Origin of the sequence: Calothrix rhizosoleniae SC01 (assembly GCF_900185595.1) — a bacterium.
GTDB classification, from domain to species: Bacteria; Cyanobacteriota; Cyanobacteriia; order Cyanobacteriales; family Nostocaceae; genus Calothrix_A; species Calothrix_A rhizosoleniae.
Window position 1 is genome coordinate 1 of record NZ_FYBH01000331.1, and the last position, 13,192, is coordinate 13,192.

Consider the following 13,192-nt stretch of genomic DNA (forward strand, 5'->3'; position numbering starts at 1 on the left):
CTTAATTCACTCATGCAACTTACACATGGTATATAATTAAAACCTTGAGAATAATCCCTAATTCCATGTAAGTCAAACTTATCCATATATTTTGGATAATGAAGATTATTTCCTAAACCTTCATAGCTATTATGTCCTATACCCCAAGATATCAACTTACCTTTTCTTTTTTCAGCTATATAGCTCATTTTTTCTGTAAAGAATTCTCTGGCTATTAAGCCACCACCACCAATGATTATATCTTTTTCTAAGACCTGTTGATCATTGATGCTCATTATATCAATTGTCTTGCTATCTTGAGGAAATTTGAAATATTTGAGTGGAGAAGACATAATATCTCCAACATTATTATCTATTCTATGAATATTTAGTAACATAAGTGAATAATACTCGGCATTAAATAGTTATTATAGTAATTGCTGGACTTGCAGAGAAAAATTTTGCCAGCTCAAATTTTTAACTGTTTTTCTAATATCAGTTTTAATTGCAAATGATTGATCAATTAAGTTACATATATCCTCAATAGAATTATCAATATCAAAGATAAATCCATTTTCACCATGTACAATCAAATCAGATGAGAATCCAGTATTACTAGCCACAGGAACCACATTACACATCATCGATTCTACTAAAGGAATGGGACCCCCTTCTAATTTTGCAGGAGAGACAAAAACATCCATTAAAGCATAATACTTAGGATAGTCAGAATAAGGAGCTTCAACATAATCAAAGTTAGGTAAAGATCTCATTTCTGGAAATTTTTCGTACTTTTCCCATCCTTTACCCAGCAGAATAAATTTTCTATGGGGCATCATTTTGATAATATTGAAAATCCGCTCTGGTTCTTTACGATAGTAAAAAGCAGTGCAAAAACCAACTGCACCATGATGACGTTGATGTGATTGAAATATATTAGGATCGGCAGCTCCTAATATATAAGTAACTCGCTCAGATTTTAAACCTTGATCAATTAGTAATTGTACAAATTTAGAACAGGTACATATAACTTTTGTTGTTTTGTTTAGCACATATATTAATTCCTCATTACTAATACTTAAATCATTTCGAGGATGAGTATACCAAACTAGAATCTTACTTCCCCACATGTGAGAATTTTGTTTTAAACAAGCTGGCAAAAAAGAGTAATGGGCAATAAAATAAGCTTTGGCTGGAGGAATATTATTTTCTGAATAATGAAAGTGATATTTACCAGGAAAGTAAGTTGCAATTTCTTTACAAATTGCCTCTAATATCCAATTCTTAGCAAAACCAAAAATTACGAATACTAGATCATATTCGATTTCTGTATGCTTGGATAATGACTTATTACCTAGAATATCACTAATAAATTTCAAGTATGAAATTTTATATTCTAATAAATAAGATAAGATAGATAAGATCTTATTTAATAAAGCTTTATACTTTCTGATTTCCTTTTTGACAAGCATATTATTTGAATATAGCTTTCAGGCAAAATACCATACATTAATACAATATTTCATTTAACAAATTATTATTTATTATAATAAATTGTTAAATGAATTTATTATTTTTTGAGATCGAGGGCCACGATATTTTTTATAAAACACAAAACTCGGGATTAATAATCTTAAATAATAAAATAATTTTATCAAAATTATATGATTTATTGTGATTTTATTCTCCAGTATTTTGACTGGTACAGGCAGTATTTTGATTAATCTACCAAAATTATCTTTTTCTTTTTCTCTAATGGATTCATCTAACAAAAAATTTAAGCCTATATGACATAGCTCTATGATATCTGGATAATTTTTGAATACCAATTCATAGAATGAAATATAATATTGCTTCATGTAATTCCAGTTATTTGTCCGATTAGACTGGTGTTTTGTATAGTAAGCTCCTATTATTGGTGTATAAATAAAATTGGCATCCTGCCTTAAAATATCTATTGCAAAGTATCTATCTCCTAGTGCTTTTAATAATTCAGTAAATTTATTTCTCTGCAATACACTTTTATGCATTAAAATTGCTTGTTGAAGTGCAGGATGAGGAGACTTAATTAAAAAGTCAGGTATTAACAGACGCTGGATCAATTCATCAGTTTTTAATTTACCAATTATATTTTTTTGTTGGGCAATAATTTGATTATCACTATTAAAAGTTATACGCTCATAATCAGAATAAAGAACAACTTTTTGATTATCTTTATCTTGAGATATATGACTCAATTGAAATTTAATTTTGTCTTCATGAATCCAATCATCTGCATCTAAAAACTGAATCCATTCTCCTTGCGATTTTTGAAATCCCCAATTACGAGCAGCAGGTAATCCTCTGTTTTCTTGATGAAAGTACTTAACTCGTGAATCCAATTTCATTAAGACTTCAGCAATTTCACGGGTATTATCACTAGAGCCATCATCCACAATTAGACACTCAAAATCTGTAAATGTTTGTGACAGTACACTTTTTACTGAACGCTCAAGATAACACCCTTGATTGAAGCAATTAATAATGATGGATACAAATGGAGTCATTATTCAAAAGCCTTGTAGTATGTTTTTTATTTTTTAGGTATTCTCTATGATAATTTTTATTTTGATAAATAATATCTAAATCAACATGATAAAGATGTATTGTTATGTATAGAAGCAGGATAATAATCAAAAAGGCTTAATCTACATTTTTTTAAATTAGGAATTTTATGATGCTTACTGCTTCTATTTGTAAATTATGGATATTGCTAGAAAATATGCATAATCACAATTATTTTTTACCAATCCACCAATTTCAGTCTACCTGTCTGTATATAATCAAAAACACGGTTGATTTGACGACGTTCTACATCACTAATTTCACCATCAGCAATAACTGTAGATGTAAGTAAACTATAGTCTTGGCGGCTCATCTCTCCAGATGAAATAATTCGCTCTACTATTTGTTGGATAAATAATTCTGATTTATTCTCAACTATTTGGTACATAAATTTTGTGTATTTTTTCTGGTAGATGTAATAATAAAAAAATAAATATTGCTTAATTCTATCTATAAAATAGAATGCTGTTATTAAAACATTGACATACTTAATGTAACAGCTAAGAGCAAATATTTTTTTATATTCACTGGTATTAAATACCACATAATACAAATAAATCTAGCTTTCTCTTTCCTTTAAGTTCTAGGGAAATTATACCTAATAAAATTATACACTTAGTCTAGGTATATATTGTTTTTCAGTAAATCCACCGTTGGTATTTTTATTTTAAAAAAAATATTATTTTGACTTTTTTAAAAAAATATTAATGATTCATTGAATGTAAATCTTTGTCAAAATTAATGTATCGCAGTTACATCTTTAAAGGAATACAGTTGTGCAAGTAATTCGTCTTCATGCTCTCTCGGATAATTATATTTTTTTATTGCATGACATCCAACAAAATCTTGCAGCAGTAGTCGATCCAGCAGAAGCAGAGCCAGTTTTAGGGAAACTTCATCAATTATCGGCGGAGTTAGTTGCAATTTTTAACACTCATCATCATTACGATCATATAGGGGCGAATCTAGAGTTAATGCAAAAATTTCCAAATGTGAAAGTATATGGTGGCGCTGAAGATAAAGGAAGAATACCTGGACAGCAGGTGCTTTTACAACAGGGCGATCGCATCCAGTTTGCAGATAGAATCGGAGAAGTCATTTTTGTTCCTGGACATACCCGCGCTCATATTGCTTACTATTTCCCTCCAGAAAAGCCGGGAGAAGTGGGGGAATTATTTTGTGGGGATACTCTATTTGCGGGGGGATGTGGGCGATTGTTTGAAGGTACAGCGAAGCAAATGGTAGATTCATTGAGTAAACTGGCTGCTCTACCGGATAATACGCGGATATGGTGTGCTCATGAATACACTTTGAAGAATCTCCAGTTTGCTTTGACTGTGGATAAAGAGAATCCTGAACTGCAAAACCGTTATCTAGAAGTGCAGGCTTGTCGTCAACGGGGAGAGGCTACAGTTCCTTCTATGTTGGGAATAGAAAAACACACCAATCCCTTCTTGCGTTCTTCTCAGCCTGGGTTAAAATTAGTGGCTAAAAGCCAAGATACTGTGGAAACCTTTGCCCATTTGCGAAGGATGAAAGACAGATTTTAATTTACAAATAATTGCCACCCCCAACCAAAAGCTTGTCACGCATTATCAAATTGCAACTGACAAGGAGAATTTGCGCGCGGGGTGAAACCTACGGTAAGCTTACTTGCGCTTCTTAGCTCCATCGCTGGACAGCCTCAACAGAATCATTGGGGTTGCTATTGAAAGCTATCTTTGCCTGTGGCGAGTGAGTATGAATAACGTTTATGATCTTCTCGAATAGTAGGAAGTGATCAGGATCAGCCCTAACGCCCGCACCTACTAATACAATATCAGGAGTAAATGCCTTTAGATCGGCGACCAACTGCTGCTCTGCTGTTTCGCCAGTATCAGTTAGGCACCATTTGGCCTCATATTCAAGAGTTTTGAGATCCGTAAGCACTTGGGTGAAGGCTGCTTCCAGCTTCTCTACCGATAACTGTGGCCATTTCTCGAAATTCACCACTGAGGATCTAAGACCAACTAGAAGTACTTTCTTAACCATGATCACCCCTTGAGTCAGAGCTACCGCCTAACTATTTATTAGACGGAAGGTTTTTATTAGACGGAAGGTTTCCGTCTATCACACCAGTCAAATTAATGCATTACATATAATTTAGTCATAGTATCAGTAAACTCAGTCATAATATTAATAAATTTTCTGGATATTCTTTTTAGTATGAAATCCTACGCGATCGCCTTAAGGCGGCTCTCTTCGGGAGCATCGCGGTTTTTTGAAGGGTAGAGCGATCGCTTTTTCGAGTGCTGCCAGCCTTTCTTCTAAAGAAGTATTGGTTGTCATTGCATTTCTCCCCCATTATGCGGTTTGCTTCTAATAAATTGCTATTTCTAAATGATTTGCTAAAGCGATAATATCTTCCTTACGAGCAATTGTATTTATCCACTCTATTGGGATGCTCTCAAGTCCATAGTAGATACCTGCTAAACCTCCAGTGACTGCTGCTGTTGTATCTGTATCTTCACCCAAATTTACCGCCTCTAAGACTGCTTGTTCATAAGATGATGTATTCAAAAAACACCACAAACTAGCTTCTAAAGTATCAATCACGTAGCCTTCAGAATTAATGCTCTCAATTGATAAAGCATCAATTTCACGGCTCAAGATTCGTTCAAAATGAGAGAGCTCTTGGCTGTAGGGATACCTTTGGTAGAATGGCTCAATCCTATCCAAGCCTTCTTGATAAGCTACTTTCGGATTACCATCCTCCAGTAAGGCAATGACAATACTGATGTAGATACCACAAGCCATTTGTGAACGAGGATGGGCATGAGTAATACAAGAAACTTGATGCACTCGTTCAAGTAGAACTGGAAAGTCTAAAGTCTTATGGTAGTAAGCAAGTGGCAAGATTCGCATTAAAGAGCCATTACCATTGCTACGTTCTACAGTGTCCCCTGACTTCAAAGGTGCTACTCCTCTATGGAGTTTCTCAATTGCCATTTGTGTCGTAATGCCAATATCAAATACTCTTCCCCGTGCAGTCCACTTTTGCTCATAATACCAGCAACAGAAGGAATCAGCGATCGCTTGCAAGGAAAAGCCTTGGCAAAGAGACTCAGCTAAACAAAAGGTCAAAGAACTATCATCAGACCAAGTACCAGGAAGTTCTTTCCAATAATTTTGACTATTCATGCCACGAACGGGACATTGGGCTAGTTCTTCACGGGTTGAAAATTCAACAGGAACACCAAGAGCATCCCCTATGCAAAGTCCCATCAAACCGGCCAGTACTTTAGAATTCATTTTATAGTGCTTCGGGCTAAACAAGTGGTGAACTCGAATTCAGATTCCAGGCATACATAGGACTAATTTCATGTGCGGATGAATACTTATAAAACCTCACCCGCCTGCGGCATCCTCGACCTATTAAGGCTACGGTGTACACACAAGTCTTTCCTGTGTGCGTTTGAGCCTCGGAATGCCCCCTAAATCCCCCAATTCTGGGGGTCTTTGAGAACTCTTGTTCCCCCAGAATTGGGGGTTAGGGGGCGTTTCGGTGAGGACTTGGCTAAATTTGATGACTTGTGTGTACACATGAGTCTTATTAAGGAGAGGGTAAGGGAGGGTTGGGGTGAATCAAGCAGAAATTATAAGTAATTAAGCGTGCCTTGATATAATTTCATTGCGTCAAATTTCCTCATCATGCGAACGCTAAAATTTGTTTATTTTACTCAATTGAGAATCGAGTAAATACCTACCACTCATCAACATCTACCTGTTCACAATTATGCTCAATTGCTGACTGCATCAATTGAAGGTCTTCAGGAGAGATTGAACCTGCAAAACGCAACAGTTGTTGTCCTGGGGTACCTGGCACTTTAGCTAGTGGTGAAATATCTGCACTGAGGATTTCTTGTCGCACTATATCAGCTAATCGATCCCATTGTTTATCTGTGGTTGACTCAAACTGTTGTGTCCATGTTTGTTCGTCTTTCAATTCTGCCATGAGGCGGGATGCGATCGCATCTTGCTGTTCTGCGGGAAGTTTCTGGAGTTCTGCAATGACTTGTTGAAGAAGTTCGGTCATAAGTTGAGGAGAGATTTGCCGTAATACGGGGATATTTCAATTATTGCTGGTTTGTATCCGACTTTTTTAAGGCTTCCATTAATACTGCAGCTGCTCCAAAGCAATTATAGGGTGACCAGATGGGATACTCTTGGTTTGCAACAAAGAAATTTGCATCTTCTTCTTTGACAAGTTCTGTTGCTAGAAACTGCATCAACCGTAGCTTATCAATTTTTGGCAATTTCTCGATTTGTGACATAAGTTCAGCCAATGGCATTTGAGAATCTCCTCATCTGAAGCTCAAAAATATTGGGAATGTTAAGCGATCGCTGACACTTATTCTACCAATTGTCTGATGGCTTAGTTCAAAAGATTACAACATAGAAGCGATCGCAGTTTTATTGAAGGGTAGAGCGATTACACAAATAGTACTGTTTTCAAAGAAACGTTAAGCGATCGCTACTGAAGATGGGTAATGTTTTCGTATCATGGGAATTGCTATTTTTACTGCTGCAAATATTTCGTCTAAAGAAGTTTGGCTTACCATTGCATTTCCCTTATTGTCCAGTCTTCAATGAATAACACGTCGTGAATTATTAGCCTGCGTTAGTGACCGGGGTTCAGAACATAGTCAACCTCAAATGCCTTAAACTTTTTATACTCTAAGTGGGTTTCATTCCACATCCTTGCCAAAGAAGAAGATTCAATCACAACTCGTTTTTCAACCTTAACGTCAAAGTTAAAGAAGTTGTCAATCGTAGCAGAATAGTCACAAATTAGTTTGTCAAAGTTTTTGATTGATATTCTATCTTGAACTTTTTTTCCCAGTTTATCTGTGACAACAAAAGCAATATTTTCTTCTTCAGTTCCATGTAATTGGAAATTCAACATGGTTTGATCTGAATTTGGAAAAACAAAAAACTCTTCTTGACGAATAATTTCAATATCGTAAAAAGTATACGCTGTTGACCCTCTAGATGGTGGAACTAAACTTCTAAGGAAAACTTTGTATTTGATGTCTTTAAGAAATCTCTTTCTAGGTATATTACGAATCACTAGTCTAAATCCGTACTCAGGCAAGTATCCAAGTCTTGGTAGTCCTTCTCTACGGGCTGCCCATTTCAGTAATAAATACTGGATAGCGGGAAAAGCGAAGAAGGTAATTAGTGCTAAGAACTGACTAATTGACTGCTCCAGAACTTTATCCATGCATTCTCCAAGTCCAAGAAATAATAGTAGGGTAATTAGATTTTACCTGTTCACAAGTTATATCTGAAGTGATTCCCTACCTGTAGTTCCATAGCCACTGGACTTTACACACGGACAGATTTAATTAATCGACCACTACAAATTACGCTTTTAAATACAGGCTGTTACAAGGGTTTCAGTAGTCAATTCACACCAGACATACTATATATTTTTTCATAATAAACGTTACCCATGATTTATACTCGCATTTTCAATAGTGGTGATAAGTCTGTCCGCAGTCCCCTCAATTAAAGAAATCTCCTTCCCTTCCATCGCCATTAACCCCTATACTTCTCTCATATTCCATGAGACAATCTGAGACTCCCTAACTCCTAATACCCTTTCACTGGTACACTTGAACTAAATTAGCCTAGTTAACCAGCGCCTATGGTGCATGTAAAGCGTGTCGAACTGACAAACTTCAAATCCTTTGGCGGTACGAGCAAAGTCCCGTTATTGGAAGGATTTACCGTAATTTCTGGCCCCAATGGTTCGGGAAAATCAAATATTCTCGACTCGTTGCTATTCTGCTTGGGTTTAGCCAGCTCGAAGGGAATGCGAGCAGATCGACTCCCGGATTTGGTAAACACTACCCAAAGCAGCAAATCCCGCTCGGCGGTGGAAACCACTGTGACGGTGGCTTTTGATTTGTCGGATGGTGTACCGGATGAAGAGGATGAACTTCCCGTAATTTCTGTCATTGAAGCTGAGGATAATCCAGAATTAGCGGAAATTGCTGAGGAAGTCGCTCAAGAGGAACAGTCAGCACCAGAAACGGAAGACGAAATCAGTCGTAAGGCAAAAATTCGGGCGCAGATAGGTGGGGAATGGAGTGTGACTCGGCGGTTAAGGGTTACTCCCCAAGGAACTTATACGTCTAATTATTACATTAATGGTATTTCTTCTACCCTGACGGAATTACACCAGGAGTTAGAACGTTTACGTATTTATCCGGAGGGATACAACGTTGTTCTCCAAGGTGATGTTACCAGTATTATTTCCATGAATGCCAAGGAAAGAAGGGAAATAATTGATGAGTTGGCAGGGGTGGCAGCATTTGATCGCAAAATTAATCAAGCCAAGAAAACCTTGGAAGAAGTTAAAGACAAGGAAGATAGTTGTCGGATTATTGAAACAGAATTAACGGCACAGTGCGATCGTTTGTCCCAGGATAAGGCAAAGGCTGAGAAGTATCAAAAGCTACGGGCAGAGTTTCTAGAGAAGCAGAAGTGGGAGGGGGTATTATCTTGGCGTTCCTTGCAAAATCAGCAGGAAAGGTTAGTTACCCAAATTCAAGCAGGGGATAAAAATTATGGGGAATTGACGGAGCAGTTGACAAGTTTGAATGGGGAAATTGAGAGGAAAAATCAGGAGTTGGAACGGCTCAATGCCCATGTGAAGGCTTTGGGAGAAGAGCAACTTTTGGCGACTCAATCAATTTTGGCGAATCAAGAAGCAGAATCTAAGCAACTCCAACGCCAGCAAGGGGAGTTAGAAAGAGCTGCGGTGGATGTTAGTCAGCGATTGCAACAAACTCAACAAGAAATTAGCCAAAATCAGGAATCCCTAGGACGGTTAGCAGGGCAAAAGCAGGAGCAAGCTCAGGTAATTACGACACGTCAAGGGGAACGGGAACAAGCACAAAATAATCTAGAACAGGCGCGGGAAGCAGCCACGGAAATTGCTTCTGCTTCCGAGGCTTGGGTACAACAACAAACGGCGTTGAATCGACAAATTGAAACTTTACTGCAAACCCTAGAACCCCAACGCACGGAACAGGCGCAATTAACGGAACGCCATCTCCAACTCCAGCAACAAATTGAGGAACAAGCCCAGCAAATTGCGATTTGGGAACCAGAATTATCGGAGAAACAAGCTGACTATAACCGCTTGCAAGCAGAGTTGGAGACTTCCAGTACTCCCATCCAGGATTTAGCCCAAAATTTAGCCGCAACGGAACAAGAACTGCACATCCAACAGGATACCCAAAAGCGCCTTTATCAGGAGCAAAGAGAAAAACAACGGCAATTAGATAAACTCGAAGCCCAGGCGCAAGCACAGCAAGAAGTCCAGGGAACCCACGCCAGTAAAATTATTTTGCAGTCAGGAATGCCTGGTATTTGCGGCTTGGTAGTGCAGTTGGGTGGAGTTGACCCCCAATATCAATTGGCATTGGAAATTGCTGCTGGTGCCCGTCTGGGACATATTGTAGTGGAAGATGATTCTGTCGCCGCCACCGGAATTGAATTATTAAAGCAAAAGCGGGCAGGGAGAGCAACTTTTTTACCCCTGAATAAAATCCATCCCCCCAGATTTTCCCCATCCTCAGCCTTGGAAAATGCCAATGGCTTTATTGATTATGCCGTTAATTTGGTAGAGTGCGATCGCCGTTATGACCATATATTCTCCTATGTGTTTGGTAATACTGTTGTCTTTGCTACCTTGGAGCAGGCTAGGCGAAATTTAGGGAAAAATCGCATTGTTACCCTAGAAGGGGAATTATTAGAAACTAGCGGTGCTATGACTGGTGGTAGTATTAGTCACCGCTCCTCTTTGAAATTTGGCAGGATAGAGGCGACAGAATCCACGGAAGTTACAGCCTTAAAACATCGCCTCCAGGATATTGAAAAGATTTTAGTTCGCTGCACCCAAAGTATTACTTCCCTTTCCCAGGAAGCCAAACAACTATCTGAACAACTGACAGAAACCAGACAAGGACGTAGGGAGCAGCAATTACACTGGGAACAATTAGGGAAAGAGGTTAAAAGTTTAACTCAGCAATTAGATGCAGGGCGATCGCAACTTGCCCAAAATCAAGCAAAACTTGCCTCCGCCCAATCTCGTCTGGAAGTATTGTCGGGAGAATTACCAAGGCGAGAGCAACAATTACAACAATTACGTCAAACCCTAGCAGACTTAGAATCTTCCCAAACCCCCCAAGAATGGCAGCAAATCCAGGCAGAGATCAAAAGTCAGGAACAACAATTACAAGAACGTGATCAGGAATTGCGGGATGCAGAAACTAGACTCAAGAACCTAGAATTAGAACAGCAGCGCCTACAGGATAAAATTCACACAGCACAGCAGCGCATAGAAGAATACCACCAAGAACAAACCTCCCGTCGAGATAATATTAACCGCATCGCTGGAGAAATTGTTGCCATTGGGGAAAAAATAGCCCAAAATCAGGCACAATTAAAAGAGATGGAAGAAAGTTTAGGGGAAGAGAAAAAAATCCGCGATCGCACAGAAGAAGAATTACGCGCCGACTTGCTGCGCCAACAAAAGCTGGAATGGGAACTGCAAAAACTGCAAGAAAGCCAACAAACACGCCGGGAAGAACTCACAAGCGTCCGGGAACAACTGCAAACCGTCGCCGCCGAGCTACCCTCACCCTTGCCAGAAGTACCTAATCAGGTAGACTTAGAAGCATTACAAAAAGAACTGCGATCGCTATCCAAACGCTTACAGGCAATGGAACCCGTAAATATGTTGGCATTGGAGCAATATGATCGTACCCAAAAACGCTTAGAAGAACTCAGCGAAAAACTAGAAACCCTAGAAGGAGAACGAACAGAACTATTATTAAGAATTGAAAACTTTACCACCTTAAGACAGCGAGCCTTCAAAGAAGCCTTCGACGCTGTCAACAAAAACTTCCAATCCATCTTCGCCACCCTTTCCGATGGTGACGGGTATCTGCAACTAGATAACCCCGAAGATCCCTTTAGCAGTGGACTTAACCTCGTTGCTCATCCCAAAGGTAAACCAGTCAGAAAATTAGCCTCCATGTCAGGGGGAGAAAAATCTCTCACAGCCTTGAGCTTTATCTTCGCCCTGCAACGCTATCGCCCCTCTCCATTCTATGCCTTTGATGAAGTAGATATGTTTTTAGACGGGGCAAATGTAGAACGATTAGCTAAAATGATTAAACAACAGGCACAACAAGCACAATTTATAGTTGTGAGTTTGCGTCGCCCGATGATAGAATCAGCCGAACGCACAATCGGCGTTACTCAAGCTCGGGGAGCTTATACCCAAGTTTTGGGAATTAAATTGCAAACCGATTCTAATTCTGCTTGAGTTTTTGTTAATAATAGTGTATAGATAAACCGGATTCGAGATCAGGACTCCGTATTAAGAATGACCTCTGAACAAATTACTAGGCGTTCCGATATTTTAAATACTCAGGTAATCACCCGCGACAATGGTAAACGGTTAGGAATCGTCAACCAAATCTGGGTGGATGTAGATCAGCGAGAGGTTGTGGCGTTTAGCCTACGAGACAGCCTGATCTCTGTATCTAGCATACCGCGCTATATGTATCTGGAAAACGTCAACCAAATTGGCGATGTAATTTTGGTTGATGACGAGGATGTAATTGAAGATATTGATGTAGATATTTTCAGCAACCTAATTAACTGGGAAGTAATTACCGAAAATGGCGAGGTGCTAGGTAAAGTACGCGGTTTCAAATTCAATGCCGAAAATGGTAAAATTTACTCCATTGTCATTGCTTCTTTGGGATTACCCCAAATTCCCGACCAATTTTTAAGTACTTACGAATTATCCATTGAAGAAATTGTCAGTACAGGGCCTAATAGACTAATTGTATTTGAAGGTGCCGAAGAAAGAGTTACCCAATTAACTGTTGGTTTATTGGAGCGTTTGGGATTAGGAAAAGCACCTTGGGAAAGGGAAGAAGAAGAAGGTATTTACACTCCTCGGACTGTCGCACCACCAAATCAATTGCCCAGTGGTGTACCCTTAGAAGCTCCCAGGGTTAAAGCTCGCGCTCCCGAGCCAGCTGCTAGGGAAGAATGGGATGAAGACTACTATGAAGAAGAGCGTCCCCAACGTCAAGTAATGCAAGCTCGTCAGTATGAACCAGAGCCAATCCCCTATGATGATGAGGAAGATAATTGGAGTGAGGCTACAGGAAAGGATAAATATCAACCCCAGCCCACATACAAACCCGAACCTTACAGCAAAAAGACATACGCTGATGAATATGATAAGTATGATGAAGATTTGTCAAGCGATGCTTGGGAAGATGCACCCAAACCAGTGAATATTCCTAAGAAGGTTAAGGAAAGACAACCAGAATATGAAGAGGAAAGTGGTTATTAGGGAGAATTATAGAAAATAAATTATCCCAAGAATAATAATCATCAATTTTGGAGGGTGAAAAGTTTGCCGTCGGCATCTCTTTCGCCCTCTAAATGTAGTCATTTGAATCATAACTAGGGCTGGCTGAATTATGGCGCTACACGCAAGTAATAAGTAATAAGTAATAAGTAATAACTG

General features: G+C 38.8%; 11 protein-coding genes and 1 pseudogene. 3 read left to right on the forward strand and 9 right to left on the reverse strand.

Annotated elements, in window-relative coordinates:
• From CALSC_RS20220 to CALSC_RS20235, 4 genes and pseudogenes are all read right to left on the reverse strand, one after another.
• Positions 1-377: pseudogene (locus CALSC_RS20220) on the reverse strand (hypothetical protein); the annotation flags it as partial.
• A gap of 30 nt (positions 378-407) precedes the next feature.
• Positions 408-1,451: a glycosyltransferase family 4 protein gene (locus tag CALSC_RS20225; protein WP_088243080.1), complete on the reverse strand. Its 1,044-nt coding sequence runs from the start codon at positions 1,449-1,451 to the stop codon at positions 408-410.
• A gap of 72 nt (positions 1,452-1,523) precedes the next feature.
• Positions 1,524-2,525, reverse strand: a complete 1,002-nt coding sequence (locus CALSC_RS20230; RefSeq protein WP_088243081.1) for a glycosyltransferase family 2 protein — start codon at positions 2,523-2,525, stop codon at positions 1,524-1,526.
• A gap of 236 nt (positions 2,526-2,761) precedes the next feature.
• Positions 2,762-2,971 carry a hypothetical protein gene (locus CALSC_RS20235; RefSeq protein ID WP_088243082.1) on the reverse strand — a complete coding sequence of 70 codons (210 nt, stop codon included), beginning with the start codon at positions 2,969-2,971 and terminating at the stop codon, positions 2,762-2,764.
• A gap of 388 nt (positions 2,972-3,359) precedes the next feature.
• On the opposite strand from CALSC_RS20235, the gene gloB reads away from it, so the two are divergent.
• Positions 3,360-4,133, forward strand: a complete 774-nt coding sequence (gene gloB, locus CALSC_RS20240; protein ID WP_088243083.1) for a hydroxyacylglutathione hydrolase — start codon at positions 3,360-3,362, stop codon at positions 4,131-4,133.
• A gap of 112 nt (positions 4,134-4,245) precedes the next feature.
• Here the strand turns inward: gloB and CALSC_RS20245 are convergent, their stop codons facing one another.
• The 5 genes from CALSC_RS20245 to CALSC_RS20265 form a co-directional block, all read right to left on the reverse strand.
• Positions 4,246-4,614 carry an SGNH/GDSL hydrolase family protein gene (locus tag CALSC_RS20245; protein ID WP_088243084.1) on the reverse strand — a complete coding sequence of 123 codons (369 nt, stop codon included), beginning with the start codon at positions 4,612-4,614 and terminating at the stop codon, positions 4,246-4,248.
• 327 nt (positions 4,615-4,941) lie between these two features.
• Complete coding sequence (locus CALSC_RS20250) at positions 4,942-5,874, reverse strand: ADP-ribosylglycohydrolase family protein (RefSeq protein ID WP_088243085.1); 933 nt, start codon at positions 5,872-5,874, stop codon at positions 4,942-4,944.
• 451 nt (positions 5,875-6,325) lie between these two features.
• Positions 6,326-6,658, reverse strand: a complete 333-nt coding sequence (locus CALSC_RS27620; RefSeq protein ID WP_235006870.1) for a hypothetical protein — start codon at positions 6,656-6,658, stop codon at positions 6,326-6,328.
• 40 nt (positions 6,659-6,698) lie between these two features.
• A complete protein-coding gene (locus tag CALSC_RS20260; protein ID WP_088243086.1) occupies positions 6,699-6,914 on the reverse strand; it encodes a hypothetical protein in 216 nt (71 codons plus the stop codon).
• 329 nt (positions 6,915-7,243) lie between these two features.
• Positions 7,244-7,846 carry a hypothetical protein gene (locus CALSC_RS20265; RefSeq protein WP_088243087.1) on the reverse strand — a complete coding sequence of 201 codons (603 nt, stop codon included), beginning with the start codon at positions 7,844-7,846 and terminating at the stop codon, positions 7,244-7,246.
• A 426-nt stretch (positions 7,847-8,272) separates the two neighbouring features.
• Here CALSC_RS20265 and smc point away from each other — a divergent pair, with 426 nt between their 5' ends.
• Both smc and CALSC_RS20275 read left to right on the forward strand, forming a co-directional pair.
• Entirely contained in the window at positions 8,273-11,968 is a 3,696-nt protein-coding gene (gene smc / locus CALSC_RS20270; protein WP_088243088.1) for a chromosome segregation protein SMC, read from the forward strand.
• Positions 11,969-12,028: 60 nt separating this feature from the next.
• Positions 12,029-13,015, forward strand: a complete 987-nt coding sequence (locus tag CALSC_RS20275; RefSeq protein WP_088243089.1) for a PRC-barrel domain-containing protein — start codon at positions 12,029-12,031, stop codon at positions 13,013-13,015.
• Positions 13,016-13,192: the final 177 nt, after the last annotated feature.